The 26,111-nt window shown below is 62.8% G+C and carries 24 protein-coding genes; 16 read left to right on the forward strand and 8 right to left on the reverse strand.

The genetic code is table 11. The annotated features are described in order from the left end of the window. The first annotated feature begins 137 nt into the window (after window positions 1-137). Together RIG82_08765 and RIG82_08770 are read left to right on the forward strand one after the other, a co-directional pair. Window positions 138-2,378 carry a hypothetical protein gene (locus RIG82_08765; GenBank protein ID MEQ9461029.1) on the forward strand — a complete coding sequence of 747 codons (2,241 nt, stop codon included), beginning with the start codon at window positions 138-140 and terminating at the stop codon, window positions 2,376-2,378. Between the two features lie 33 nt (window positions 2,379-2,411). Then, window positions 2,412-3,119 (forward strand): hypothetical protein, encoded by a 708-nt coding sequence (locus tag RIG82_08770; GenBank protein MEQ9461030.1) that lies wholly within the window; start codon window positions 2,412-2,414, stop codon window positions 3,117-3,119. Here the strand turns inward: RIG82_08770 and pyrE are convergent. Beyond that, the gene (pyrE, locus tag RIG82_08775) at window positions 3,092-3,649 is read right to left on the reverse strand and encodes an orotate phosphoribosyltransferase (protein MEQ9461031.1); all 558 of its coding nucleotides are present in this window, start codon (window positions 3,647-3,649) and stop codon (window positions 3,092-3,094) included. The genes RIG82_08770 and pyrE overlap by 28 nt on opposite strands. 40 nt (window positions 3,650-3,689) lie before the next feature. Here pyrE and RIG82_08780 point away from each other — a divergent pair, with 40 nt between their 5' ends. Then, window positions 3,690-4,502: an SDR family oxidoreductase gene (locus RIG82_08780; protein ID MEQ9461032.1), complete on the forward strand. Its 813-nt coding sequence runs from the start codon at window positions 3,690-3,692 to the stop codon at window positions 4,500-4,502. Between the two features lie 9 nt (window positions 4,503-4,511). Beyond that, window positions 4,512-5,144, forward strand: coding sequence for an SIS domain-containing protein (locus RIG82_08785; protein MEQ9461033.1), 633 nt, complete (start codon window positions 4,512-4,514; stop codon window positions 5,142-5,144). A gap of 108 nt (window positions 5,145-5,252) precedes the next feature. Here the strand turns inward: RIG82_08785 and RIG82_08790 are convergent, their stop codons facing one another. The 3 genes from RIG82_08790 to RIG82_08800 form a co-directional block, all read right to left on the reverse strand. Further along, window positions 5,253-5,648: a hypothetical protein gene (locus RIG82_08790; protein MEQ9461034.1), complete on the reverse strand. Its 396-nt coding sequence runs from the start codon at window positions 5,646-5,648 to the stop codon at window positions 5,253-5,255. A 226-nt stretch (window positions 5,649-5,874) separates the two neighbouring features. Beyond that, a complete protein-coding gene (locus RIG82_08795) occupies window positions 5,875-6,891 on the reverse strand; it encodes a hypothetical protein (protein MEQ9461035.1) in 1,017 nt (338 codons plus the stop codon). A 7-nt stretch (window positions 6,892-6,898) separates the two neighbouring features. Further along, on the reverse strand, window positions 6,899-7,534 hold the full coding sequence (locus tag RIG82_08800) for an RNA polymerase sigma factor (GenBank protein MEQ9461036.1): 636 nt from the start codon (window positions 7,532-7,534) through the stop codon (window positions 6,899-6,901). Window positions 7,535-7,598: 64 nt separating this feature from the next. Here RIG82_08800 and RIG82_08805 point away from each other — a divergent pair, with 64 nt between their 5' ends. Both RIG82_08805 and RIG82_08810 read left to right on the forward strand, forming a co-directional pair. Then, on the forward strand, window positions 7,599-9,263 hold the full coding sequence (locus tag RIG82_08805; GenBank protein ID MEQ9461037.1) for a type I 3-dehydroquinate dehydratase: 1,665 nt from the start codon (window positions 7,599-7,601) through the stop codon (window positions 9,261-9,263). Window positions 9,264-9,475: 212 nt separating this feature from the next. After that, on the forward strand, window positions 9,476-9,649 hold the full coding sequence (locus RIG82_08810) for a hypothetical protein (protein MEQ9461038.1): 174 nt from the start codon (window positions 9,476-9,478) through the stop codon (window positions 9,647-9,649). A 24-nt stretch (window positions 9,650-9,673) separates the two neighbouring features. On the opposite strand, the gene RIG82_08815 is transcribed toward RIG82_08810, so the two are convergent. The 4 genes from RIG82_08815 to RIG82_08830 form a co-directional block, all read right to left on the reverse strand. Further along, complete coding sequence (locus RIG82_08815; GenBank protein MEQ9461039.1) at window positions 9,674-10,690, reverse strand: SUMF1/EgtB/PvdO family nonheme iron enzyme; 1,017 nt, start codon at window positions 10,688-10,690, stop codon at window positions 9,674-9,676. 224 nt (window positions 10,691-10,914) lie between these two features. Next, window positions 10,915-11,058 carry a hypothetical protein gene (locus RIG82_08820; GenBank protein MEQ9461040.1) on the reverse strand — a complete coding sequence of 48 codons (144 nt, stop codon included), beginning with the start codon at window positions 11,056-11,058 and terminating at the stop codon, window positions 10,915-10,917. Between the two features lie 254 nt (window positions 11,059-11,312). Beyond that, complete coding sequence (locus RIG82_08825) at window positions 11,313-11,741, reverse strand: YraN family protein (GenBank protein ID MEQ9461041.1); 429 nt, start codon at window positions 11,739-11,741, stop codon at window positions 11,313-11,315. Then, on the reverse strand, window positions 11,738-12,982 hold the full coding sequence (locus RIG82_08830; protein ID MEQ9461042.1) for a peptidylprolyl isomerase: 1,245 nt from the start codon (window positions 12,980-12,982) through the stop codon (window positions 11,738-11,740). The genes RIG82_08825 and RIG82_08830 overlap by 4 nt, the downstream gene beginning before the upstream one ends. 328 nt (window positions 12,983-13,310) lie before the next feature. Here RIG82_08830 and RIG82_08835 point away from each other — a divergent pair, with 328 nt between their 5' ends. The 10 genes from RIG82_08835 to RIG82_08880 all read left to right on the forward strand — a co-directional run bounded on the left by RIG82_08835 (window position 13,311) and on the right by RIG82_08880 (window position 26,052). Continuing rightward, on the forward strand, window positions 13,311-14,054 hold the full coding sequence (locus RIG82_08835) for a cytochrome c3 family protein (protein ID MEQ9461043.1): 744 nt from the start codon (window positions 13,311-13,313) through the stop codon (window positions 14,052-14,054). Then, window positions 14,042-17,272, forward strand: a complete 3,231-nt coding sequence (locus RIG82_08840; GenBank protein MEQ9461044.1) for a TAT-variant-translocated molybdopterin oxidoreductase — start codon at window positions 14,042-14,044, stop codon at window positions 17,270-17,272. The genes RIG82_08835 and RIG82_08840 overlap by 13 nt, the downstream gene beginning before the upstream one ends. Before the next feature lie 59 nt (window positions 17,273-17,331). After that, on the forward strand, window positions 17,332-18,771 hold the full coding sequence (gene nrfD, locus RIG82_08845; protein ID MEQ9461045.1) for an NrfD/PsrC family molybdoenzyme membrane anchor subunit: 1,440 nt from the start codon (window positions 17,332-17,334) through the stop codon (window positions 18,769-18,771). Then, window positions 18,768-19,382, forward strand: coding sequence for a DUF3341 domain-containing protein (locus RIG82_08850; GenBank protein MEQ9461046.1), 615 nt, complete (start codon window positions 18,768-18,770; stop codon window positions 19,380-19,382). Before nrfD ends, RIG82_08850 begins: the two co-directional genes overlap by 4 nt. 6 nt (window positions 19,383-19,388) lie before the next feature. Continuing rightward, window positions 19,389-20,138 carry a cytochrome c gene (locus tag RIG82_08855; protein MEQ9461047.1) on the forward strand — a complete coding sequence of 250 codons (750 nt, stop codon included), beginning with the start codon at window positions 19,389-19,391 and terminating at the stop codon, window positions 20,136-20,138. A 48-nt stretch (window positions 20,139-20,186) separates the two neighbouring features. Then, complete coding sequence (locus tag RIG82_08860) at window positions 20,187-21,665, forward strand: hypothetical protein (protein MEQ9461048.1); 1,479 nt, start codon at window positions 20,187-20,189, stop codon at window positions 21,663-21,665. Between the two features lie 18 nt (window positions 21,666-21,683). After that, window positions 21,684-22,055, forward strand: a complete 372-nt coding sequence (locus RIG82_08865) for a hypothetical protein (GenBank protein ID MEQ9461049.1) — start codon at window positions 21,684-21,686, stop codon at window positions 22,053-22,055. A gap of 52 nt (window positions 22,056-22,107) precedes the next feature. Continuing rightward, window positions 22,108-23,043: an SCO family protein gene (locus RIG82_08870; protein MEQ9461050.1), complete on the forward strand. Its 936-nt coding sequence runs from the start codon at window positions 22,108-22,110 to the stop codon at window positions 23,041-23,043. 93 nt (window positions 23,044-23,136) lie between these two features. Continuing rightward, window positions 23,137-24,210: a c-type cytochrome gene (locus tag RIG82_08875; GenBank protein ID MEQ9461051.1), complete on the forward strand. Its 1,074-nt coding sequence runs from the start codon at window positions 23,137-23,139 to the stop codon at window positions 24,208-24,210. A 54-nt stretch (window positions 24,211-24,264) separates the two neighbouring features. After that, window positions 24,265-26,052, forward strand: a complete 1,788-nt coding sequence (locus tag RIG82_08880) for a cbb3-type cytochrome c oxidase subunit I (GenBank protein ID MEQ9461052.1) — start codon at window positions 24,265-24,267, stop codon at window positions 26,050-26,052. Window positions 26,053-26,111: the final 59 nt, after the last annotated feature.

Here is a 26,111-nt window from a genome sequence, read left to right on the forward strand (position 1 = left end):
CACCCAGAGCATCCCCCGCGATCCCGCCCTCCTGCTCCCGACTCACAAAAACCTCCCGCCAACCCACTCCCCGCCCTTGTCCCATCCAGCCGCATCCCTCAGAATGCCGATAAGCCTATGCCACCTGAGGAGTTCCGATGCAGTTGATGAGTTGGACCCTGGCCAGGCTCGGCAGCCGCTTCGGCCTGCTGTTCGAGCCCCACCGCCGCCGTGTCATGCACTCGGCGCTCGGCCGCTTTTGCGATCAACCCCTCGACCTCATGGTCGGCATGGAAGAACCCGACGGCACCCGCCGCGTCCTCCCCCTCTCCGCCGACGGCCAACTCCTCGCCAACCCTGAACAGTTCGAACGCCTTAACTCCTTAACCTTCAGAGGCTTCAGCGAACGCTACCGACTCCGCTTCGAGTTCAACATCCACTCGGTCTTCTACCCCCAGGACGAACGCCTCTGCCTGATGCCCGTCTTCTACCTCGAGATGCGCATCAACCCCATCACGAGCTTCCGCTGGGAACAACCCCACGGACCCACCCCCGAAAAAGTCAAGCTCTTCATCCGCATCCGTAGACACGACACACAGTTATGCGCCGACCCCGGCCAGGGCAAACAGCCCGGCCGCATCGACATGCTCTACCGCGCCTCGCCCACTCCACAGCCCGTCACCGGCCAGGACCCCCACCGCAGCGAAACCGTCGAGGTCCACGAACGCATCCTCTCCCTCAACCCCAACTGCGAAATGCTCGAACAAGGCGACGGGTTAGCCTGCACCCTCCCCGTCACCGATGACAGCAGCGGGATCAAATGGCGACTTGTCTGGGGTGCGCACACCGCCGAACCCACCCTCCAGGTCAAACACCCCCAAGGCGACGGCCCCGCCCGCTTCCGCTACGCCGCCATGTGGTCCTCTCTCGACGAGGTCATGGCCGAAGCCATCGAGCGCCGCGATGACCGCCTCGCCAAGTCCCGCCGACTCGAAAAACTCGTCGAACAAGCCCCCATCGACCCCGCCCAGCGACACCTCATCAACCAGAGCTTCCAGTCCATGCTCTCCAACTCCTACTGGATGCAGGTCGAACCCACCGACGGCTCCGGTAACTGGCCGTGGTTCAGCGTTCTCGAAGGCGCTCGCCTCTACCACTCCCCCATTGACGCCGAATACAACTCCGCCCTCTTCTACCTCGCCCTCTGGCCCGAACTCCTCGCCCTCCAGCTACGCACCTGGGCCGGACTGCCCGTCGATCACGAAGACTCAGGCGGATGCTGGCTCCGCCGCGACCTCGGCTCAGGCGACCGACCCTCCGGTGCCGCCTACCCGTATCCCATGAAGGTCGAGCACGCCACCGACTTCCTCCTCCTCCTCGACGCCTACACCCGCTGGACCGGCGACCGCACCGTCGCCGCTTCCATGACTAGCGTTATCGAAGGCCTCGCCACCTACCTCCTATGGTCCGACCGCGGCGACACCGGCTTCCCCAGCAAGGGCCTGGCCAACACCCTCGATGACGGCCTACCCGTCGTCCAGTTCGCCCGCGGACAAACCTACCTCGCCGTCAAACGCATCACCGCCCTCCGCGCCGTCGGCGCCCTGCTCTCCATCGACGAACCGACCGACCTCGGCGTGCGCTGCAGCTCAGTCGCCGAAGCCGACGCCGAGAAAGTCGAAGCCGCCGCATGGCTCGGCGACCACTACGCCGTCTGCGTCGATAAATCCGGCCTCGGCGTCTACCCGCCCGGCTCCCAGGTCCCACTCGCCCAGGAGAAACTCGAAGGCTGGGACGCCTACTCAATCCACACCGGCAACGGCGCCCTGCTGCCCCTGATGGTCGGCCACCCTCTCCCGCTCGACAAGACCCGCCTCAAGCGCGATCTCTACGCCGCCGCCCGCGAGTGTCGCGGCCGCTACGGCTGCGGCCACACCTCCGCCGAGCCGGAAAACATCTGGGTCTCCCAGAACCTCTGGCGCGATACCCTCGCCCGCTACCTCAAAGTCGGCGGGACCACCCTCGCCCAGCTCTACTGGGACCTCCAGGTGATGAGCAACACCCACGCCCAGTCGCTGGGCTTCGCCGACGCCTACGTCCACAACAACCTCGTCTACAACCCCCGCGGCGTCTGTGCCTTCGGCATCTTCCTCGCCGGCCCCCGACTCGTGATCGACCGACTCGCCGCCTCAGGCCCCTACATCGCCATCGACCCCGACCGCTACGGCGCCCAGCGCTGGCCCCTGCTCCCCCTCGCCGACTGGAAAGCCGGCAAGATCCCCGTCTGCGTCGTCGAAGAATCCGGCCGCGTCATCATCGAAGGCGAAACCGACCCCGTCATCGTCCTAGGCGACGCCGAAGCCGAATCCCTCACCAGCGGCACACGGGCGATCGGCTAGGGTGTCGGAGTGATCCCTGAGCCTATATGGAGTGTGTGGCCCGCGCTGGGCATCCCCACGCTGGCGGCCTTGATGTTCCTGCTTTTGACAGGACTCTGGGCCGGGCGCGATCGCCATCGATGGATTGCAGGGCTTATCCTCGGGCTGCTCTGGTTTCTGAGTACCGGACTGCTCGCGTGGACCGGCGTGCTCCAGCGATTCGACACGACGCCGCCCCCCATCATCGTCATACTCGGGCTGGTGCTTGTGATCGCGGTCGCGATCGGACTGTCGCCCCTTGGCAAGCGGTTTACGCACCGGGGAATAGCCATCCTGCTAGGCGTCCAGAGCTTCCGCTTCCCTCTCGAACTGCTGATGGATCAGGCCGCAACTGACGCCGTGATGCCGGTCGAACTTTCGTTTCGAGGCTACAACCTCGACATCATCACGGGTATCACTGCGGCCGCCCTCGCCATGTTCATCGGACTCGGCGTCCATATTCCCACCTGGATGATCTGGATCTGGAACCTTTTCGGCATGACCTGCCTTGGGGTGATCGTCTTCGTCGCAGTCAGTTCCTCGCCAATGATCAAGCTCTTTGGCGAGAACCCCGAGCACGTCAACACCTGGGTCCTGTTCCTGCCTTACGTCTGGCTGCCTTCGGTGCTGGTCCCGATCGCGCTTTTTGGTCACGTGGTTGTGACGCGTAAACTCATGAGCCCGCCAAACCGGGCTCAATCCATCCGCATATCCCCACGCTGAAACAACGCCTCAAACCCGAAACCCGCTTCGGTCATGTTCTCGCGCGCACCCTCCTCGCGATCCAGCACGGCGATGACCGCGAGCACCTCGCAGCCGCACGCGTCCCGCAGCAGCTTCGCCGCCTCCAGCGCCTGACCGCCCGTCGTCGCCACGTCCTCCAGCAGCACGATCCGGTCCCCCGCCTCCAGCCGACCCTCGAACTGCTTCGCCGTCCCGTACCCCTTCTTCTGATTCCGGATCAGCACCGACGGCAGCCCCAACTTCAGCGACGTCGCCACCACCAGCGGGATCCCCCCCAGCTCCGCACCCGCAAGCCGTGTGACGTTGTCGTACTTCCCGACACGCTCGGCCAGCAGCCCCGCGACCTCGCTCAAGATCTCCGGATCGGTCTCGAACAGGTACTTATCCAGGTAGTACCGGCTCTTCTTGCCCGAGCGGAGCGTGAAATCGCCTTCGAGCAGAGCGGTGGCGCGGATGCGATCAATAAGGTCGGCGTGCGGTGAGGTGGGGTGGGGAGGTGGGGAGCTCATGGCCGTGAGTATAGAGCCGATGAAACCTTAGACTGAGGGCATGAAGCGAGACCTCACAGGCAAAGTGCTGGCGATTACCGGGGCGAGTTCGGGCATCGGGGCCGCAACGGCTCTGGAAGCAGCACGAGCAGGGATGGTCGTGTCGCTCGGCGCCCGGCGAGTCGAGAAGCTCGAAGAGGTCAAGCAACAGATCGAGGTGGCAGGCGGGCGAGCGGTCGCGTTTCAGTGCGATGTCACGGACCCTGACTCAGTTCAAGCGTTCATCGACCAGACCCTTGAGGCACTCGGCCGACTCGACGCGGTCTACGCCAACGCCGGCTACGGACTCGTCCGCAAGGTCCTCGACATGACCGAAGATGAACACCGCGCCATCTTCGAGACCAACTACTTCGGCACGATGCACACCGTGCGCGCTGCGATGGCGGCGTTGCGGGAGGCAGAGGGCGGGCTCCGTCACATCATCATCTGCTCATCGTGTGTCAGCGAGATCGGGCTACCGGAGATGGGCGCGTACTGCGCGACCAAAGCGGCGCAAGACGGTCTGGCCGGAGCGCTCCGAGGGGAGTTGATGGACGAGGGGTTCTCGGTGACGACGGTGCACCCGGTCGGAACCAAAACCGAGTTTTTCACGACGGCCGCCGAGCAGTCCGGCTACCGACCCAAGCGCCGCCTCCTCCCCGATGGCCCAAACCAGACGCCCGAGCAGGTCGCCCGAGCCATCGTCCGAGCCCTCCGCCGCCCGCGCCCGGAGGTCTGGCCCCTCCCGTGGGTCCGGTGGTCGCTGGGGGTCGTCACGGCGTTCCCCTCCATCGGCGTCTGGGCCGGACGTCGTCACCAGCCGCCCCGCGAGTAGGATGAGGTCATGAAGGATCTAAATCAGACCTTGCGGGCAAACCTGGCGGCTTCTGCAGAGATGCATGCGCGGTTGACCGAGTTGGCCCGACCGCTGCAACAGGCGACCGAGATGGTGCGCGATGCACTCGTCGGCGGTCACAAGCTGCTGTGCTGCGGCAACGGCGGCTCGGCGGGCGATGCCGCCCACCTGAGCTCGGAGTTCGTGAATCGGTACTGCGACGATCGGGAGGGCTTCCCGGCGATGGACCTCTCGGCGGATCACAACGTGGTCACGGCGATGGTGAATGACTATCCGCCGCAGGACTTGTTTGCTCGACAGGTCCGCGCCTTCGGCCGTCAAGGGGATGTACTGGTGGTGTTTTCGAGTAGCGGCAAGAGCCCGAACATTGTCAATGCGCTAAAAGAGGGCCGTCGTCAGGGGTTGGGGACGATCGCCTTTCTCGGCAAGGGGGGGGGGCTGTGTCTGGGGCTGGCAGATGTGGAACTGGTCGTGCCCTCAGCGGTGACGGCGCGGGTGCAGGAAGGGCATCTGATGCTGTACCACACGCTCTGCGAGGCGATTGATGAGGACCTGATCCAAGCCGGTCGCCAGCGGATGGGTGGTGGCGGGACCGCGTCGCTGGGGCCGAAGCTCACATAATCAAATCAATCGCGGCGGGGCGATTCAAACAGACACGAGCGGCTGTTGGCCGCCCGTGGGCAAAAGAGGTGGGGCTGGTTCGCCTGAGGAGAAGGCGCGCGTGGGGAGCTATCCGCACATGGGCGTGGCGCAGGGCCTGTCGGACCATTGTCCGGACTCGATCGCGAGCGTGCGGACGCGCAGGAGGACATCGACAAGCGTATCGACGCAGCACGTCACGATGCAGGCCCGCTGATCCATGGGGATGACGCCCTGCGGGGCCCTGACCAGCCCCTGTTCAGTGATGATGGTGTAGATGGCCGGGCGCAGAGAGTGGACATCATGGTGAAGCTCAGTGGCGACGAGTTCGAGCAGCAGCGGCATGAGTCGCCGCACGGTCGTGCCATTCTCGAGCAGGTGATCGGCTTCGAGCCGCTCAGCCCGGGTCAGGCGTCGGCAGGAATGCTCCCAAGCCTCGTCAAACCAAGTCGCGGCGGTCTGTTCAAATCCGTGTAGAGCCAGCATGAGAACCTCCTTGTGATGACCACGCAGCGAGTTGCTGCCTGTTCCCCTGCTCCTTCCTACCGAACCGGAGTCGCGTCGGCGTACTCCGAAAGTTGCGATCTGTGAGGCGACTCGTGATGCCCATCCTTGGGTCGTGCTGATCTACTTACCTAGGTTATCGGACACCGCCCCTTGATCAAGGGGTAACTGTCCCAAATAAGGGAAATCTCTAAGAAGTTGGCTGGCCTCAGGGCAGAAGGAAGCTGTCGTGATCGGATTGAGGTGTTTCGACGCCCAGGTAGGAGGTGACGCCCTGCGCGGTCCAGATGTTGTCTTCGACAGCGTCGGTTTGAAGAACGGGTGAACCCCACCACGAGGCAGTCCCGTCGGCCTGGAGGACGTTCTGTCCGGGCGTCCGATGCATGGTCGCCGAGGTGTCCTCGGGAACGGTGCTGTCGAACCGGAGACCCTGAGGCGTTTGCTTGAAGAGTGGGTTGAGATCGGCGAGCAGGGCGAGTTGTGGGAAGGCGTCGATCCGCGTGACCGGCTCGCCAAACTGGTTCTGGTAGCTGTAGGAAACAAGCTCGGGCTTCGCCCAGTTGGAAGCTGAAGCATCAGCCTGGGAAGCGATCTCAAAGTGATCGTTCTCAGGACAGGCGAGCTGCACAGGCTTGAGGTACCCGCCCCGGATCATGCGGAAGAGGTTCGAGGAGTTCGAAGCAGAAGCCACGCCAGCCTTGCCCCAGTTGCTACCGGCCGCCACCGGTGTGGCTGGGAGGTGTCCGTCGTGATCGATGGCGTAGGCGTTGAATGCCAGTCCCGCAGCGGCAAGGTTGTCCCGGCAGAGAAGGCGATTCGCAGCGGCGCGATTCTCCTCGAGGATCGGCAGCAGCAGCGACCCGCCGACAAGAAGGACGAGGCCAGCGACAAGAACCTGCCGCCAGGAGGTGCCCATTGAGAAGCCAGCTGCGGGCCGAGAGAGCTCATCGATCTGCTGATTGAAACGGCTCCGGTGTCGGACATCGCGAACGGCACGCATAGTGCGCTCACGCAGTTCATCAGGGAAAGGTTCGGCCGCTGGGTCGTCAGCGGCAAGCAGAGCCACGAGGTTATGGAGCTGCTCCGAGCGATCTCGCCCACCGGGAGGCATGGGGCCCTGATCCTGGCCAGCGGCGCGGGCATCGAGGAGGGCGTCGAGGGCTGCGCCGTCGAGTGAATCGAGGCTCCGCAGGTGGTTGTCTCGGGTTGGTTTCTCCTGGCTCATGGGGTTCCTACGCGGCGGGGTCGTCGTCGGTTCGGTCTTTCATACGGGACTTCCAGAGTTCAGCAAAAGTGCCGACGGCGGCGTGGAGACGGCTCTTAACCGTGCCCAACGGGACCGACAGCATCTCGGCGATCTCCTTGTAGGGAAACTGGTGGAAGTAGGCGAGCAGGAGGACTTCGCGCAGATGATCCGGCAGCTCCGACACAAGCTGCCGGACCTGCTCTCCCAGTTCGGCGGCCTCTGCGGTCTCGGAAGGCTGGGGCAAATCGGCCTGGAGCAGGTCAATCAGCGACGGGGCGTCGGAATCGGCGCTGCCCATGGCAGAGACCGGGGTCGAGCGTTGCCGACCTGATTTTCGCAGGGCATCTCGGGCCTTGTTCGCCGCGATCGTAAACAGCCAGGGGCGAAACCGCCGTGAGGTATCAAACGTGTCGGCGGAGATGTGCAGCTGGATAAAGGTTTCCTGAAAAACGTCCTCCGCAGCGGCATTCTCGTGGACGAATCGCCGGATGAAGAACAGCAGCTCCCTCTGATAACGAGTCATCAGCAGCTCGAAGGCCTCGTCGCTGCCGGTGCAGTAAGCGGCAAGCAACTGCTCATCGGTGGCCTCGGCGAGATGATCGGGGGCGTGTTCTTCGGTCACGGATTGGATTCTACTGGCATCTGCTGGCCAGACCGCCGGGTCCGGGTCGGGTAGGCTTGTTGGGATGACGCTGCTCGCCGTTCCCATCATGGTCGAAGGCCTGGACGAAGCGTTGCGCGCCGCGATTCTGGCTGGCGAGCACGGCGCGGATGTGGTCGAGTACCGGGTCGATCGGGTCGCCGATGACGTCGAGTTGGTCAAGACGCTCGTGGATCGCTCGCCGTTGCCCTGTCTGCTGACCTGTCGACCGACATGGGAGGGCGGTGAGTACGACGGCGACGACCAGCAGCGAATCAGCCTGATCGAGGCCGCAGGCCTGGTGGTCCGCCCGCCCGCCTACATCGATGTCGAACTGCTGGCCTACGAGCGCTCAGCGAACCTGCGTCAGAAGGTCCACCTCGTGGTCGAGCACGAGCAGCAGCTCCGCCCAGTGGACGCCGGCCTGATCCTGTCATCGCACGATTTCGACGGTCGGCCCGCCGACCTGATGCGCCGGGTCGCCGCGATGGTCGACACCAAGGCGTGTCGCGTGGCCAAGGTCGCCTGGCGGGCCCGATCAATCCGCGACAACCTCGAGGCTTTCGACCTGGTACGCGAGAGCGCCAAGCCGATGATCGCCCTGTGCATGGGCGAGTTCGGTCTCGCTTCGCGCGTGCTGGCCAAAAAGTTCGGGGCCCACCTGACCTTCGCCGCCTTGGATGACCAGAGCGAGACAGCCCCGGGCCAGCCGACGCTCGAACAGATCAAGGGGCTCTACCGCTGGGATCGGATCGGCCCGGCGACCAAGGTGTTCGGCGTCGTCGGCTGGCCGGTCGGTCACTCACTAAGCCCGGCGATCCACAACGCCGGCTTCGATGCCGTGGACCCCGAGCGAGGATCGCTTAAGGGTGACGGAGGCACAGTCGACTTCGGCTACGACGGCGTCTACCTACCGATGCCCGTCGCGCCCGGCTACGAACCCTTCAAAGCCAGCGTCGGCGCTTGGCTCGATCACGAAACACTGGACTTTCGCGGGGCGTCGGTAACCTTGCCGCACAAGGAAAACCTGCTGCGCTTTGTTCAGGAGCGAGGCGGTGAGATCGAGGCGCTAGCGGCACGCATCGGCGCAGCAAACACACTGACAGTTCGAGAAGACGGCTCGCTCTTGGCGACGAACACCGACTACGCAGCCGCACTCGATGCGTTATGTGATGGGCTTGAGACGACCTGGGAAGGACTCGCAGGCATGCGCGTCGGCGTCCTCGGCGCCGGCGGCGTATCACGAGCCCTGGTCGCTGGCCTGGCACACGCCGGCGCGACCGTGGTGATCTACAACCGAACCAAGGAACGCGCCGAGGCTCTCGCCGAGGCGTTCAACGGGACACCAACCATGCTCGGGGCCAAGGCAAAGGTCGTGCCCGCGTCGATCGAGAAGCTCTGCGCAACGTGCTGCGAGGCGATCATCAACGCCACCTCAGTCGGCATGCACCCGGAGGTCGCCGCGTCCCCAGTGCCGCAGTCACTGTTCGAGGACCAGACACGACCGCGGGTCGTGTTCGACACGATCTACAACCCCCTCAAAACAAAGCTCCTCCAACAGGCCCAGGCCGCCGGCTGCCGCACCATCACCGGCGACGAAATGTTCATCCGCCAGGCCGCCGCCCAGTTCGAACAATGGACCACCCAACCCGCCCCCCTCACCACCTTCCGCCAAGTCATGGCCAACGCCCTCAGCCCCCACAAAACCTAACCTTTCACGCTCCCCGTTGCTCCCCCACGAGCCCCACCTGGAAAGGTGGGGGCCCATTCGTGCCGCCCTCTTCAACAAACAATCAAACCACCAACTCCTCTCCCCCTCGATATGAGCCCCATGGCGTCCGCCTGTGGCCCAACCCAACCAACCCACCCTCGAACCCCTCCCCACGAGCCCAAGGCGCAAGCCCGGCCTTCAACACCCACGGGATGGTCTACCTGGAGCAGGACGATTCCTACCGCGCCACCAACGCCCTCGAACACGCCGCCGATATCGCCTACGTCCAGTCCTGGCTGGGTCACGCCAACATCAGCACCACCCGGCTCTACGACCGGCAGCGGTCACGGCCAGAAGATTCTCCGACGTTCAGAGTGACCTATTAGGCAGCTTCAAGCTGGGGCAAAGGGTCAACCCCTGCCCCGCCGCAGCAGCAAGGGGGCGGCCAGCGCCACGATCGCTAAGGACGCCGGCTCCGGAACGGGACTTGCGAGACGGAACCCGAAGCTGCTGCCCTCGAACGCCGGGAAGCTGTTGAACCGGTCCGACGACCGCAGGACGCCCTCGAAGAGGCTGAACGAGCCGCCGCGGAGGCCGCGGGAAGAACCGATCTGCGTCTCGTTCCACTCCCACACGTTGCCGTTCATGTCGAACGCGCCGTAGAAGCTCGTGCTGCCCGCCGAGCCCACGGTGGTCACGTTACCGTTCAGCCCGTTCCAGTCGGCGCCGGCCAGGTAGTTCACCACGTCCTGCCCCGGGTTGGCCACGTCACCGATGCTCGTCGCGCTCGCGACCGTCGGCACAGCGTTGCTCTGCGTGGCGTACAGCCAGTAGTCGTCGGTGTCGCCGCCCTGAGCGAGCGGCTGGTGATAGGCCGCCTTGTACCACTCGTCCTCGGTCGGGATGAAGACCTGGCTGGGGTTCGAGAGGTCGCGGGTGATGGCGCTGATGGAGGTCACACCCGTGAAGGTGTAGACACCGGTCTCGGTGCCAGCGCCCCCGGAAGGCTGACCGTTGGTCATCCAGTTACTCATCCGGGCCGCGTCGTACCAGCTCACGTAGTTCACCGGCTTGTCGCCCATGTTCTCGCGAACCGAATAGGCGTACGACCCGTCCGAGCCGGTGCGGGTGATCCCGCCTCGATCGTTCGAGACTATGTTGGTGCTGTAGAGCCCGTTGGGGTCGCTCGCAGCGGCGCTGTTCAGGAACGCGGCGTACTGGGCGTTGGTTACCTCATAAGTGCCGATGCGGTACTCATAAGACACCGCGCCGAAGCCGGTCGTCGGGTCCGCCGCGTTGCCGGCGTTGCCGACGGTGGACCAGTCCATCGTGATCGGGCCCGCCTTGGCGGCCGGGGCCACGACCAGCGGGAGCAGCAGGGCCGCGGCGGGAAGCCACAAGGACCGGCGGAACAGGGCTGATAACATCTCTCGTCCTCCTCTGGGATCTGCTGGGTATGAAGACCGCATGCCACTGAATGCAGTGACTTCACGTGCAGTGTACCCCCCCCCATCACCATGCCTGCAAGAAAACTTCCGACTTATTGTGTCTTGTACCGCCATGGGCTTTTGTTGGGTTGCTGGAAGGGTTTGTTAGGGCCGGGGCAGTAGGAAAAGAAGCCGGGGGTGGGTGGTCACCGGCTTCCGTGGCTCTAATGCTCGGACGGCAGGTAGAGCGTCCAGTACCGGCCGTCGAACGCGGCCCACAGGTCGATGCGGTCGAGGGGGAAGTTCGTGAGCGGGATGGTCGCGCAGACCACCGCGGGCTGTGCCGGCCCTGCTTCACCCTTGCCCACCACGCCCGCGCCACCACTTCGCCCCTCCGTGCGCCCAAACGCGCCCCATGCGCACAAACCACCCCCGTTTCAACCCCATTCACGTCGTTTGAGCCCCCTTTGAACGCAGATTACGACCCAAAACCACCCCAAAAAAGCACGTTCAACACCCTCTCACCGCAACACCACCCACCCCCAAACCCTCCTCAAACCCCACCAGCCCACTTCACACCCCCCAACCCAACCCTCCCGCGCACAATCCACCATGCGCACACCTACCCCGCCGTCACCGCGTTCTCGTGATGCCGGATCACCGGTTCGCCGACAGGCGGGCGCTCCACCGCGATGATGTCGATCCGCAGCGGGCGATCCGTCAGGCTGCGTTGTTTGACCAGGCTCTGGGCCAGCCGTCGGAGTTGCTGCTGCTTGTCGTGACCGACCCTCGCCTCGGGTCGCCAACGTGAAGCGGTCGTTGAAGCTGAGGATTTCACCTCGATGATGACGATCGTCCGCCGGTCCGGAGCCTCAACCACCAGATCAAGCTCCCCACCCGCGACACGCACGTTGCGGCCAAGGACGCGGTAGCCCTGCCGTCGAAGGTGCTGCTCAGCGACACGTTCACCCGCGCGGCCAGCCGAGCCAATGCGCACGGGCCGAAGCCAGCCGGACAGCCAGCGACGCAGGGTCGAGGGCGGGCGCGTCATCCGCCCGTAGTTGCGGTGGTGATGTTGTATCGGGTCATCACAATCTCCATCACGGCCAGGGTCATCGCTTCGATGGGCGTGTGGCTGGCTTCGGCGATGAGTCTGCTCTGGTACTTGACCGACAGCTCGCGGAGTTGCTGAGTCAGAAGAATCTCGCGGATCTCCTTCTGCGCATCGGTCAGAGATTGCCTGTCCGGCTCGGTGCGGGTGAGGAGTTGAATAAAGGTCTTGCCAGCGGGCAGATCGATGGGGCCGGTCCAGCCGCCGGGCTCGAGGCTGGCGATGGCATGGTTCAGTTCGTCCTGCCGCAGCGGCGTGTCGCCCATGAGCCCAGTAAAAACCCCTCCGCCAAGCATCTGATTGATGGCCGTCGCGGCGACTTCCTCGAAGCTGTAGCCGGCCTCCAGTGAGGCGACGACGCGGTCGGCGTCTTCTGCGGTCTTCACCCGGATCAACCGGACCGACTGCTCGACAGGGGGGTTAAAGCGATCAATGTTTTCGCGGTAATAGCGCTCGATGTCCCGCCGGCGTACCTCGATCAGGGGGCGCAGGTTCTTCATCTGGAAGTTGCGGATCAGCCAGGTCTGCCGGAAATCCTCGATCTTTTTATTCAGCGTGACTTCCTCGCGGAGCATGAGTTGTTGCTCTGCGATGGCCAGCGAGCCGCGGCCGTACTCACGGATGAACTCCTCACGCTTAAACCGGAGCATCGCGTCGAGCATCTGACGCCCGCGGTCGTCGAGGTCGCGTTCGGCGGCGGCGAGGATGAGCTGGTTCTGCACGATCTCCTGGATGCGGCCAAGCACGAGCGAACGGGCGAGCCCCTCGAAATCACGCTCAGACTGCCGGGTCGCGATCTGGGCGAGTTGCTGCTCGATGGGTTCCAGCACGGTCCTGGCGTAGATCGCCCGACCATTGACCTGACCGACCATACCGTCGATTACCCAACTGGTGGTGGTGTCGATCGCCGGGGCAGGCGGGTTGCCCAGTTCCGCAGCCCGTTCGAGGTATTCCTCGTCGGCCGAGCCGAGGGTAACCAGGGGCGGGGTTGCCGCTTCGGGAATGATCGGGTTGGGTTGAGGCGCGGTTACCGCGGCAGAAGCCGGGGCGATCTCGGGCACAGGGCGGGGTTCGACGACGAAGTCGCGGTCGCTGAGCGACCCGCCTCGCTCTGGAGATTGGGCGCACGCGGCGAGGAGCAGCGGCAGGATCAGCGACGTGGCGGAGAGGGCTCGATGCATCACCTCATCGTATCAGTGACAAGCCATTGACTGGAGATTGTTTTTTTGAGTCCGAAAATGCGTCGTGTTCGGGGGTCGCTATCCGATGAATAGGGAAAAGCCGCTATTTGCCGGGTCTGTTGGGCTGGCGAGCTGAGAAGGGTTCTCAAAATGTGGCATAAAGACGGGTTAGCATAAATAGCACTGATATTAGGTCGGATTGAACGGTCGGAGAACTCCGGCTAATGTCCGGCCTCCCGCAGGCTGGCGGGTATTTTTAACACCCGATGGGCACCCTGCCCGGGTATGTAGCGCAAACCCGTCAAGGGTTTTCCCCAAGAGGCTTTCGATGACCGACAGTCAGGACCGACCCTTCGTCTTTCCAGCATGGGCGAACTATTTACTACCGGTGATTCTGCTTGTGGCGGTGGGTGCGGGGATGTACGTCCCTGCGACGACCTATTACATGCTCAGCGCCGGGACGTTGAATCCGGGCTACCTGCCTCAGCAGCCGGTGCCCTATAGCCACGAGTTGCACGTGGGCGAGTTGGGCATGGACTGCACGTACTGCCACAACACGGTGGATGAGGCGGCGTTCGCCGCGATCCCGCCGACGCAGACGTGTATCGCCTGCCACAACCCCGAGACCAATGCCTCCGGGATCCGGAAGAACAGCGACAAGCTCCAGCCGGTGTACGACAGCTACCGCTCGGGTGAGCCGGTCAAATGGGTCAAGGTCCACGACCTGGCTGACTACGCCTACTTCAACCACTCGGCGCACATCAACAAGGGTGTGGGCTGCTACTCGTGCCACGGGCGAGTCGACAAGATGGGTGAGGAAGGGGTGTACCAGGTCGAGAATCTGAGCATGGGTTGGTGCATCGAGTGCCATCGTGAACCGGAGAAGCACCTGCGTCCGCTGGATCAGGTGACATCGATGACGTACCACACGGGTGAGGGTCCCAACGACCTGCAGGCGCAGGCCGGTGAGACCCTTGAACAGGCTCAGTTGCGTGTAGGCCTCCGCTTGAAGGAGACCAACAACATCCATTCCATTGCCTATATGACGAGTTGCTCCACGTGCCATCGCTAGAAACCACCGATCAAGGCAAGACGTACTGGCGTTCCATCGCGGAATACGCTGATTCCGAGGCGTTTGCCGCGAAGATTGCCGAGGAGTTCCCCGGCTACGACCCGGACGAGATCCGTTCGATGTCGCGGCGTAACTTCCTCGCTCTGGCGGGTGCCTCGATGGCACTGGCCGGTCTGACGATGACAGGTTGTCGTCGCTGGCCGCGCGAGTACGTCGTGCCCTACGCTTCGCGTCCGGGCGGCTCCACGCCTGGGGTTCCCGAGAAGTTTGCGTCGATGATCGATCGGCAGGGCGTGGCTCGGCCGACGCTTGTGACGAGCTTTGACGGCCGGCCGATCAAGATCGACGGCAATCCATCGCACCCCGCGTCGCTGGGGTCGTCTGATGTGCAGACACAGGCGGCGATTCTCGAGATGTACGACCCGGATCGCTCCCGGTCGCCGTTGTACGGCAAGGGTGAGCAGGCGGCCTACAGCTCGTGGGAAGCGTTTGACCGCTACGCGGGGACTCAGTTCGGCCCGCTCAAGGGTGGGCAGGCCGCGGGCGTGGCGTTCCTTTCCGAGGCGACCAGCAGCCCGACGCTCCTGGAGATGCGGGCTCGATTGCTTTCGGCGTACCCCGGTGCGGCATGGCACACCTGGGAGTCGGTGAATCGTGACAACGCGCTCGAGGGTGCTCAGGCGGCGTTTGGCCGGAGGGTGCGTCCTCAGTATGACCTGGCTAAAGCAGACGTCATCGCTGCGTTCGAGAGTGACCTGCTCGCAGACGATCCCGGTTATGCGATCAATGCTCGCGGCTGGGCTGCGGGTCGCAAGCGTGCGGATGCCGATGTTTCTGGAGAGATGAACCGGCTCTATGTGGCCGAGTCGACCTTTACGCCGACGGGCATGTCAGCGGATGAGCGTCTGCCGGTGAAGGTGTCCAAGCAGATCACCCTGCTGCGAGCCCTCGCGCTCCGTGTGGGCGCTTCGGGCGTGGCGGACCCCGGCTCGCTCAATGGCGAGTCGGCGTGGGTCGAGGCGTTGGCTGCAGACCTGGCGGCGCATCGCGGCCGGTCGGTTGTTGTGGTTGGTGATGCCCTCCCCGCTGAGGCTCATCACCTCGCACACCTGATCAACGCTCGGCTGGGCAACGCTGGCAGCACGGTGACGTACATCGACGAGCCGGGTGCCGATCAGTACCCGTGTGGCGCAAGTCTCTCTGACCTTGCAGCGAAGATCGAGTCGGGTGCGGTCACGCATCTGGTGATTCTTGGTGGCAATCCGGCGTATGACGCCCCCGCGTCGCTGGATATGACCAGCAAGATCGCGGGTGTGGCCAACACGGTTCACCTGAGTCTTTATGTGAACGAAACGAGCCGTCTGTGCCAGTGGCACCTGCCGATGGCCCATGCCCTCGAGTGCTGGGGTGATGGCACGGCGTGGGACGGTTCGCTGATGGTTCAGCAGCCGCTGATCGAGCCGTTGTTTGGCGGCAAGTCGGCGATCGAACTGCTCGCGGTGGTGCTCCGAGAGCGCCCGCTAGCGGGTTACGACCTCGTGCAACGCACCTGGGCGGGGCGACTGGGTGGCGGCGACTTCGAGAAGTCGTGGCGCAAAGTCGTGCATGATGGCATGCTCGATCAGAAGCCTGAGACGCGGACGCCAAGTCCAAACCAAAATGTGCAGGCCGGAACCTATCCGACGCCAGCGATCGAGGCAGTCTTCAAGGCTTCGCCCGCGTTGGGTGACGGACGGATGGCCAACAGCGGGTGGCTGCAGGAACTGCCTGATTCATCGACGAAAGTCTGCTGGGACAACCCGGCGTTGATTCATCCTGCGGACGCCAGCAAGCTCGGCGTCACGAAAGATGGCGACCTGATCACGGTTTCGGTGGATGGCGTGTCGCTGACGATGCCAGCCTTCCGCAAGCAGGGTCAGGCGAAAGGTTCGATCACGCTCTACCTGGGCTACGGTCGGACCGAAGCCGGTCAGATCGGCAGCGACGTGGGCGTGAATGTCTACCCGGCACGGCCTGCGGGTCGTGATGTCGCAGAAGCAAGCGTGACGCTGGCTGGCGGACATCACAAGCTCGCGCTAACCACGCAGCATCACCTTGTGGGCCTGGATTGGGTCGGCGAATACGGTCTGAAGAAGCGTGTCGGTGACCCGAAGGACCCGAACTACGAGCCCTACGTCGTCAAGAGCACTTCGCTGGAGCGCTACAAGAAGCTGCCCGGCTTCGTCGATCAGAATGTTCACGGCGACCTGAGTCTCCAGCTCTGGAGCCCGCCGCCGCTGGACAGCACGACATCGAAGGTGGCGACCAAGGCCAAGCGCGAGGGCGGGCCAGAAGCCTTTAATGATCCGCACGCCTGGGGCATGAGCATCGACATGAATGCCTGCACCGGTTGCGGGGCGTGCATCATCGCGTGTCAGTCTGAGAACAACATCCCGGTCGTGGGTGCTCATCAGGTGGACATGAGCCGTGAGATGCACTGGCTCCGGTTGGATGTCTATTACAAGGGTGACCCCGAGGGATCGCCCGAGGTCATCTCGATGCCGATGATGTGCACGCACTGCGAGAACGCGCCGTGTGAGCAGGTCTGCCCGGTCGCGGCGACGGTGCACGACACCGAAGGCCTCAACACGATGGTCTACAACCGCTGCATCGGCACGCGGTACTGCTCGAACAACTGCCCGTACAAAGTCCGGCGGTTCAACTACTTCGATTATCACTCGAAGGACCCGCGCGGCGCGGCGATGCCCTGGCTGGACATCCCCGACAACCAGCAGCAAAAGAGTGTCGATCAGATCAAGCGCATGGTCTTCAATCCCGCGGTCACCGTCCGGATGCGTGGCATCATGGAGAAGTGCACCTACTGCACCCAGCGGATTGCCACGGCAAAGATCACGGCGAAGAACGAGCACCAGAAGAAGCTGCGGCCCAGCCCGCTTGTGCAGGATGGCGAGATCATCACGGCGTGCCAGATGGCCTGCCCGACCGAGGCGATTGTCTTTGGCAACCTCAACGATGCGGACGCGAAGGTCTCGAAGATTCAGTCGAATCCAAGGGCTTACGAGGTGCTGCGAGAGTTGAACACCCGGCCGAGGACCCGCCACCTGGCGAAGATCATGAACCCCAACCCCGTGCTCGCTGCGGCTCGCAAGGCCTCTAAGGGCAAGGCAACCGACGGCGCGCACGAGGAAACCAAGCACGAGGCCGCGACCCACGGCTGAACCGAGGACCCTGCGGGCTGACGCCCGCTTTGGCCCGGCGACGGCCGGAGTGAAGAACCATGGCGACGATCCATCCCCAAATCCTGATGACGGACCAGAACACCTACGACCACCCGTCGGAGCGTCCGCCGCTGGTCACCGGTGCCAACGACTTCACGACCGTGACGGACAAGGTCGTCAACATCGCGCTGGGCAAGCCCACGGCGTGGTGGTGGATCGCGTTTGGCATCACCAGCTTCATCGCGATGCTGTTCTTTGTTCAGATCGGCATCCTGTTCGCGACGGGTGTGGGCATCTGGGGCAACAACCAGCCCGCCTCGTGGGGCTTCCCGATCATCAACTTCGTGTTCTGGGTCGGCATCGGCCACGCCGGGACGCTGATCTCCGCGATCCTGTTCCTGTTCCGGCAGAACTGGCGGACCTCGATCAACCGGTTTGCTGAGGCGATGACGATCTTCGCCGTCGTCTGCGCCGGCGTCTTCCCGCTGATTCACGTCGGCCGACCGTGGCTGGCGTTCTGGCTTTTCCCGTACCCGAACCAGATGGCGATGTGGCCGCAGTTCCGCTCGCCGCTGCTCTGGGACGTGTTCGCGGTCTCGACCTACTTCAGCGTGTCGCTGGCCTTCTGGTACGTCGGCATGGTGCCCGACCTGGCTACGATCCGGGACCGGGCCAAGAATCGTTTAACGCAGATTTTCTACGGCGTCCTGTCCATGGGCTGGAACGGCTCGAGCCGTCACTGGCAACGCTACGAGCGGATGTACCTGCTGCTCGCGGCCCTGGCGACTCCGCTGGTGCTCTCGGTGCACTCGGTCGTGTCGTTTGACTTCGCCATTTCGCAGCTTCCCGGCTGGCACACGACGATCTTCCCGCCTTACTTCGTCGCCGGGGCGATCTATGGCGGGTTCGCCATGGTGCTGACGCTGGCCATCCCATCACGGGTGATCTTCGGCATCAAGGACCTGATCACGATGCGGCACATCGACCTGATGTGCAAGGTCATGCTCGGCACGGGGCTGATCGTGACGTTCGCCTACGCCGTCGAGTTCTTCATCGCCTGGTACTCGAACCACCATTTCGAGCAGTTCCTTTTCCTCAACCGCCCCTTCGGTCCCTACAAGTGGGTGGGCTTCGCGGCGATGTTCACGCTCAACTGCGTCATCCCGCAGATCCTGTGGTTCCGCTGGTGCCGCATGAACGTCTGGACCGTGATGCTCGCTGCGATGTCGATTAATGCCGGTATGTGGTTCGAGCGTTATGTGATCGTGGTCACCTCACTGACCCGTGATTTCCTGCCGTCGAGCTGGGACGACTTTATGCCGACGTTCTTCGATTACAGCATGTTCTTCTGCTCATTCGGGCTGTTCCTGAGTCTCTTCCTGATCTTCCTCAAGGTGCTCCCGATCATTGCCATCGCTGAAGTGAAGACCGTGATGCCGGGCGCACACGAGGGCCATGGTCATGGCGAAGACCACCACGGTGAGGAGTCCGACCGATGAGCGTGATGGATGCCCCGATTCCCGACACTCCGACCGATGAGGGCTCCAAGAAGGACCTCTACGGCATCATCGCGGAGTTCAAAGACATCAATGTTCTGATGCCTGCGGTCCGCAAATGCCGGGACGACGGCTACAGCAAGTGGGATGTCCACGCACCCTTCCCGATCCACGGCATCGACGAGGAGATGGGGCTCAAACGCAGCATCCTCCCGTACTTCGTTCTGGTCGGCGGGCTGATCGGCATGAGCCTGGGGATTATCCTCACGGTCTACACCATGGCGGGCCCGATCAACACATGGCTGTGGGTGAACCTCGAAGCGTACCCGTACCTGATCTCAGGCAAGCCGTACAACAGTTTTCCCGCGTACATCCCGCCGATCTTCGAGTTGACGATCCTCTTCTCGGCGTTCACGGCGGTGTTCAGTATGTTCGCGCTCAATGGATTGCCGATGCTCTTCCACCCGCTGTTCAAGAGCACCAACTTCCGGCGTGCGACGGCGGATCGGTTTTTCATCTGTATCGAGGCGCGGGACCCGAAGTTTGATCCCGAAACCACCTACAACTACCTCCGCGAACTCGGACCCGAGTCGCTTGAGGTCATTGAAGAGTAAGCGACGATGGCCAGGCCCAACGATCCCGATATCAACTACCGGCTCCCCAAGGTGCCTTTCGTCCTGATCGCAGCGATCCTGATCGTCTGCGCGTTCGCGCTGATCCCGCCCTCGCTGGCGGCGTTGGCCCGGCAGAGCATGAGTGACCAGCCGAGGGTGCACCTCTTTCAGGGAATGGACCACTCCATCGCCCCGAAGGCTCAGGACGCCTCGACGGTGTTCGCTGACGGTCGAGCGATGCGCCCGCGCGTGGTGGGCACCGTCGCCCGTGGCGAGCTTCGTGAAGACGATCATTATTACCGGGGTTACCGGGTGGAGAACGGCGAGACGGTTTACTTCCGCGGGTTCCCTGAGGTGTTCGAGATTTCTGACCGGACGATGAACCTCGGTATGAAGGAATACAACACCAGTTGTTTCCCGTGCCACGGCAAGGACGGCTACGGCAATGGCCCGGTGCACATCCGAGCAAGCTGGTTGTCGCAGCGAGACCCGGCGAACAACGCCTGGGTCCCGCCGTCGAATCTCCACGCAGTCGATCCGACCGCGGGCAAGCCTCAGTACGGACCAGAACTGTACGAGGATGGCCGGTTGTTTAACGTGATTACGCACGGCATCCGCAACATGGCTGGCTACGGCCACAAGCTCAACGAGGAAGATCGCTGGGCGATCATCCTCTACATCCGCGCGATGCAGCGGAGTCAGCACGCGAGCCTGGCCGATGTGCCAGCCGACAAGGTCGAGGCACTCGGGCGGTGAGCCCCGGTAAGCCATTGAACAAGGTCAACCGATAGCAGACAGGGCAAGATGGTGTCGCACCACGGACCACAAAAACTCCAGGAATCGGACAAACGTCGCATCAGCGAGCGGCTCGCCGGCTACGGCCCGGCGCTGCTCATCGGCGGGTTCATCTTCCTCGGCCTGGCACTGGCACTGTCCATGTTTGCGGATCGAGGCTGGGAGCGACTCTCACACGCTTACCTGCTCAATGCCACCTTCTACCTGACACTCTCCATCGGCGGGCTGTTCTTCGTGCTCGCCACGCACCTGTTCCGCGCGTCATGGTGCGCGGTGGTTCGGCGGATCCCGGAAACCCTCGCGGCGAACCTCGGCGTCGTCGCCGTCATGTTCATCCCGGTGCTGGCGGTGGTGATGTCCAACACCGGCATCCTGTACCCCTGGGCCCAACCGTTTAATCAGATGATGGGTTATCACGGCGATGACCACGCGATGGTGAGTCCCGTTGACGACCACACGCTTCACGCCAGCGGTGACCTCACTCAAGGCTTCGAGATCACGATGATCGCCGACGAGGCGGGTCACGAAGAAGGCAGCCACGCCGAGGCGGGCTATCACGATCGCAGCAAGCCCCACCACAGCGACAACTACAACCCCGCTGTCGATGGTGCCGGGCGTGAGATGACTCACTGGATGGTCACCAACAAGCAGCCCTGGCTCAGCGGATGGTTCTTCACCCTCCGCGTTGTGTTCTACTTCGTCGTGTGGATCGGAATTGCCTGGTGGTACTTCGGATTAGGCCAGCGGCAGGACGCCTCAGGCGAAGCCGACCTCTCGCGAATCCGTGAGGTCTACTCCCCGCCCCTGGTGTTTATCTTTGCTCTGACGCTCGGTTCAGCTGTCTTTGACATCGTGATGTCACTCGATCCGGCGTTTTATTCGACCATGCTCCCGGTGATCGTGTTCGCGGGCTCGTTCCTCTCAGCATTGTGCCTGACCGTCCTGCTCGCGTTGTTGCTCCAACGGCACGGCTATCTCGGATCGGTCAACGTCGAGCACTACCACGACCTGGGCAAGCTGATGTTCGCCTTCGTGTTCTTCTGGGGCTACACCAGCTTCAGCCAGTTCATGCTGCTCTGGTATGCCTCGATCCCCGAAACCGTCTACTGGCTGGAGAACCGTGGCCTGTCGATCTCCGAGCGCTTCGTCAACGAGCCCACCGGCTGGTGGACCATCTCGGCGATCCTGCTCTTTGGACACCTGCTGCTGCCGTTCGCCTACCTGGTGACCCGCAAGACCAAACGCAACATGGCTTGGCTCGCCACGGCGGCCGTCTGGCTGCTCGCGATGCACTGGATCGATCTCTACTGGATGATCATGCCCGAGTTCAGCACGCCGACGCTCCCTGGTTTCTCCGTCGAACTGGTGCTACTGCTCGCCCTTGGCTGCTTCTACGCCTTCGGCATCACCCGGCTGGCCGTCGGTCGGCACGCCATGGCCATCAACGACCCCCGCATGCCCGAGTGCCTAGCACTCAAGCAGCTCTGATCTAAAAAGGCGTATTCGATGGACAGCCACACCTCATCCCAGACCCCTAAGCCCGAGCTTCACGAGCAGGGCATCAACGTACCGATTCTCGCCGTGACCCTGGCGATGGCGGTACCGATCCTCGCGGCAATCGTCATCCTGACCAACGCCGCCTATCGCTACGCCTGGGCCAATGAAGAGGAACGCAAGGTCATCGATGCGCCCCACAAGGCCGTCGATCCGGTCTCGGGTCAGCGTGTCGATCAACTCATCACCGAGCAGCTAGCCAATCTTGGCGCCGGTTCGGCCGCCGAGAGCGCCTATCGTTGGAGAGACCGGGAAGCCGGAACCGTGGTGATCCCCATCGACCGTGCGATGGAGCTAACGATCCGCGATTTGCACGAAAACTGATGGCTGGCCTGGCCCCGACGCCACGGCGTCAGCCTGAAAAGGACCCGTGGCGATGTCTCGCCCCTCAGGAACAAGGTTTTTCGGTCTGCTGACAGCCCTGCTGGTCGGCCTGTCGTCATCATTCGCGATGGCTCAGGGCGCACCTCCTGCTGCCAGTCCCGCAGCCGTCAAACCCGTGGACGACAAGCTCCCCGCGTATCAGCCATCCTCCCCGCCGACGGATCGCACCGAGTTGCTGCCTCCCGATCTTCAGGGGGCCAACATCGACGAGACCAATCTCGGCCAGACCATCCCGCTGGACCTCGATTTCTTTGATGAAAACGGCCGCGCGGTCAAACTCTCCGATTACTTCCGCGACGGTCGACCGGTCATCCTGCAGATGGCTTATTACCGCTGCCCGATGCTCTGCCCTCTGGTGCTCGACTCCATGAGCAACACCATCGAGGAGATGGGCTGGCTGCCGGGCGAGGACTACCAGGTCATCACGGTGAGCATCGACCCCCGCGAGCGCCCCAAGGACGCCATGGAACGCAAGCGCGAAGTGTTCCTGACCCTTGATGAGGATGCCGCAGCAGGTTGGGCCTTCCTGACCGGCCGAGATGAGGACATCCGGTCGCTGGCCGATTCGGTCGGCTTTCAATACCGGTACATCGAACGTCAGGATGAGTACTCCCACGCAGCGGGGATCATGGTGCTGTCCCCCGAAGGCCGGATCTCACGGTACTTCGTGATGCTCAAGTATCCCGCCCGCACACTAAGGCTCTCACTGGTCGAAGCGGGCGAAGGAAAGGTCGGTTCGACGTTAGACCGAATTCTCCTAACATGCTTTCAGTACGACGCCGCCGAAGGGCGTTACGTCCCGGTCGCGATGGGGCTGATGAAGCTAGGCGGAGCGGTTACAGTGACCGCACTCGGGCTGTTGGTTGGGTTGATGTTCGCCTTCGAGGCGGTTCGTCGCCGATCTAGAGACCAGGTCAAATCAGCGTAAGAAGGATGACCCCGCCGCTTGAGCGGGATACAGTTAGGGAAAACCCCGGCGAAAACGGGGTTCATCGGGCCAGACCCAGCAAGGTTGCGTGTGATGTCGCTATTGATGGCTTCTTTTATCGACGAGTGGGTCCTCAACTGGATGCCGCGCCAGGCGTCCACGACCGCGGAAGACATTGACTACGCCTTCTACTGGATCTACTGGGTCAGCGTGGTCTGCTTCGTGGCCATTGGCTTCCTCATGTTCTTCTTCTCGTGGAAGTACAAGCAGAAGGATATGGACACTCTCGGCGAGGGGCCGACCCACAGCACCGCTCTCGAGCTGGCCTGGACCATCCCACCCACCATCGCCGTCCTTGCCTTCTTCGCCATGGGGTTCGTCGGCTACCGCGACATGGCCGTCCCGCCCTCGAATACCTATCAGATCGTCGTGACTGGCTACAAGTGGGGCTGGTCCTTCCAGTACCCCAACGGCTACAGCGACTCCAACCTCCACGTCCCCGCTGGCCGTCCGGTCGAGCTCATTATGCAGTCGCAGGACGTGATCCACTCGGTGTTCATTCCCGATTTCCGCGTCAAGAAGGACTGCGTGCCCGGCCGGTACAACAAACTCTGGTTCGAGACCGAGTTCGACCCCGAGTATGCCGAAGAACTGGCCGCTGGCGACACGACCTTCACAGTCAATAAGCACATCCTCTTCTGCACCGAATACTGCGGGAACAAGCACTCCCAGATGCTCGCCGATGTCTACGTCCACCAGCCGGCTGACTTCGCCGCCTGGCTCGACTCCGCCGCCGACATCCGCAAGGACCCGCCCGCAGTCGCTGGCGAGTCCCTGCTCAACAAGAGTGGTTGCTACCAGTGCCACTCGATCGATGGAACCGTCATCATCGGCCCGAGCTTCAAGGACCTCTACCAGCATCAGGGTAAGTGGGCCGATGGCCAGGACTACGTCGCCGACGCGAACTACATCCGCGAGTCGATCCTCTACCCCGGCGCCCACATCGTCGCCGGTTACCAGAACGTGATGCCCTCCTATAAGGGCCGTCTCAAAGACATTGAGATCACAGCGATCATCGAGTACCTCAAGACCATCAGCACCCACTTCTCCGGCTCGGTCGAGACCGACTGGGAGAAGCTCGAGTCCACCGGCACCGCCAGCGAGTAAGCCATCAACTGTTCCCGCCGCATCATCGGCGGGTGAATATCGAGGAAGACGTCCATGTCCGTCATCAGCACGCCCGAAACCGTCGAGGGCAATCACGCCCAAGACCATGGCAGCAACTACATCACCGCAGAGAAGGGCATCCTGTCCTGGCTCACCACGGTCGATCACAAACGCATCGGCCTGATGTACATGATCTTTGTGCTCACTTCGTTCTTCATCGGCGGGGTGTTCGCGATCGTCGCACGCACCGAGCTGCTCTCCAACGAATGGACGCTGCTCGCCGATGAGGCCGCAGCCAACGACTTCTACAACCACTCCTTCACACTCCACGGTGCGGTGATGACGTTCCTCTTCATCATCCCCGGCATCCCCGCGATCCTGGGTAACTTCGCGCTGCCCCTGATGCTGGGTGCCAAAGACGTCGCCTTCCCCAAGCTCAACCTCGGGTCTTGGTACCTGTACATGATCGGGATGTGCTTCTTCCTCTGGATCCTCCTCAGCGGGGTCATTGGCGTCCTGCTTTACGCCAACGGCGTCACGCCTCCGGATTGGCTCCCTGTTGGTCTCGATACCGGCTGGACCTTCTACACGCCTTACTCAACCTCGACGAGCACCCAAGTCGTCGCCGCCACTATGGGCGTCTTCATCCTCGGCTTCTCGTCGATCCTGACTGGTCTGAACTTCATCGCGACCGTGCACATGCTTCGTCCCAAGTGGATGGGCTGGTTCCAGATCCCCCTCTTCGTGTGGGCGCTCTACGCCACCGCCCTGATCCAGATTCTCGCCACGCCGGTCCTTGCCATCACGCTTCTGCTCCTCTGCGCCGAGCGCATCCTGGGCATCGGCATCTTTGACCCAGCCCTAGGCGGTGACCCGGTGCTCTACCAGCACTTCTTCTGGTTCTACTCACACCCAGCCGTCTACATCATGATCCTCCCGGGTCTCGGGATCATCTCCGAGCTGATCTCGACGTTCTCGCGCAAGAGTATCTTCGGCTACAAGTTCATCGCCTTCTCCTCGGTCGCCATCGCGATCTTCGGCTTCATTGTCTGGGGCCACCACATGTTCACCTCGGGCCAGTCATCGCTGCTCAACGCGATCTTCTCCCTGCTGACCATGAGCGTCGCCATCCCCTCAGCCATCAAGGTCTTCAACTGGCTCGCCACCATGTGGAAGGGTCAGATCCGTCTCGACACCCCGATGCTCTACGGCCTCGGCTTCATCTGGCTGTTCGCTATCGGCGGGCTCACGGGCCTCTTCCTGGCCACCATCTCCGTCGATATCTTCTTCCACGACACCTACTTCGTCGTCGCTCACTTCCACTACGTCATGGTCGGCTCGACACTCTTCGCGTTCATGGGCGGCATGTACTACTGGTGGCCCAAGATCTTCGGCAAGATGTACAACGAGTCCTTCGGTCGCTGGTCAGCGATTGTTGTGTTCATCGGCTTCAACATGACCTTCTTCATCCAGTTCCTGGCCGGTACCAAGGGCATGCCCCGGCGCTACGCGCACTACCTTGATGAGTACGCCTTCTATCACTTCTTCTCCTCGATCGGCTCGTACGTCCTCACCGTTGGGCTGTTCATGGTGCTCTGGAACTGGGTCACTTCGCTGATCAGTGGACCCAAGGCCTCCGCCAACCCCTGGGGTGCCAACTCGCTGGAGTGGTACACCAGCTCCCCGCCTCCCGCGCACAACTTCATCGGCGAGCCGCCAACGGTTCTCGATCCCTACGACCACGCCAACTGGAAGTATGATGCCGAGCAACATGGCTACGTCCTCAAGGAAGACCCCGAGGAGTACGCCAAAAAGTTCGCCGCACAGGGCGGCCATCACTAACTGATTTTCCGCCGGTCCTGTACGTCAACGGGCCCGGTCATTTTCCACTGACGACGACG

Source organism: Phycisphaeraceae bacterium, assembly GCA_040222855.1.
In the GTDB taxonomy this organism is placed as follows: domain Bacteria; phylum Planctomycetota; class Phycisphaerae; order Phycisphaerales; family Phycisphaeraceae; genus Mucisphaera.

Excerpts from the sequence above, each read along its gene's own strand:
- RIG82_08815 (MEQ9461039.1), bottom strand. The coding sequence starts at position 10,690 with ATGTTATCAGCCCTGTTCCGCCGGTCCTTGTGGCTTCCCGCCGCGGCC.
- RIG82_08880 (MEQ9461052.1), top strand. The coding sequence starts at position 24,265 with ATGTCCGTCATCAGCACGCCCGAAACCGTCGAGGGCAATCACGCCCAA.
- RIG82_08875 (MEQ9461051.1), top strand. The coding sequence starts at position 23,137 with ATGTCGCTATTGATGGCTTCTTTTATCGACGAGTGGGTCCTCAACTGG.
- RIG82_08850 (MEQ9461046.1), top strand. The coding sequence starts at position 18,768 with ATGAGCGTGATGGATGCCCCGATTCCCGACACTCCGACCGATGAGGGC.
- nrfD (MEQ9461045.1), top strand. The coding sequence starts at position 17,332 with ATGGCGACGATCCATCCCCAAATCCTGATGACGGACCAGAACACCTAC.
- RIG82_08795 (MEQ9461035.1), bottom strand. The coding sequence starts at position 6,891 with ATGAGCCAGGAGAAACCAACCCGAGACAACCACCTGCGGAGCCTCGAT.
- RIG82_08785 (MEQ9461033.1), top strand. The coding sequence starts at position 4,512 with ATGAAGGATCTAAATCAGACCTTGCGGGCAAACCTGGCGGCTTCTGCA.
- RIG82_08805 (MEQ9461037.1), top strand. The coding sequence starts at position 7,599 with ATGACGCTGCTCGCCGTTCCCATCATGGTCGAAGGCCTGGACGAAGCG.
- RIG82_08790 (MEQ9461034.1), bottom strand. The coding sequence starts at position 5,648 with ATGCTGGCTCTACACGGATTTGAACAGACCGCCGCGACTTGGTTTGAC.
- RIG82_08825 (MEQ9461041.1), bottom strand. The coding sequence starts at position 11,741 with ATGACGCGCCCGCCCTCGACCCTGCGTCGCTGGCTGTCCGGCTGGCTT.
- RIG82_08870 (MEQ9461050.1), top strand. The coding sequence starts at position 22,108 with ATGTCTCGCCCCTCAGGAACAAGGTTTTTCGGTCTGCTGACAGCCCTG.
- RIG82_08865 (MEQ9461049.1), top strand. The coding sequence starts at position 21,684 with ATGGACAGCCACACCTCATCCCAGACCCCTAAGCCCGAGCTTCACGAG.
- RIG82_08810 (MEQ9461038.1), top strand. The coding sequence starts at position 9,476 with ATGGTCTACCTGGAGCAGGACGATTCCTACCGCGCCACCAACGCCCTC.
- RIG82_08780 (MEQ9461032.1), top strand. The coding sequence starts at position 3,690 with ATGAAGCGAGACCTCACAGGCAAAGTGCTGGCGATTACCGGGGCGAGT.
- RIG82_08835 (MEQ9461043.1), top strand. The coding sequence starts at position 13,311 with ATGACCGACAGTCAGGACCGACCCTTCGTCTTTCCAGCATGGGCGAAC.
- RIG82_08855 (MEQ9461047.1), top strand. The coding sequence starts at position 19,389 with ATGGCCAGGCCCAACGATCCCGATATCAACTACCGGCTCCCCAAGGTG.
- RIG82_08765 (MEQ9461029.1), top strand. The coding sequence starts at position 138 with ATGCAGTTGATGAGTTGGACCCTGGCCAGGCTCGGCAGCCGCTTCGGC.
- RIG82_08860 (MEQ9461048.1), top strand. The coding sequence starts at position 20,187 with ATGGTGTCGCACCACGGACCACAAAAACTCCAGGAATCGGACAAACGT.
- pyrE (MEQ9461031.1), bottom strand. The coding sequence starts at position 3,649 with ATGAGCTCCCCACCTCCCCACCCCACCTCACCGCACGCCGACCTTATT.
- RIG82_08830 (MEQ9461042.1), bottom strand. The coding sequence starts at position 12,982 with ATGCATCGAGCCCTCTCCGCCACGTCGCTGATCCTGCCGCTGCTCCTC.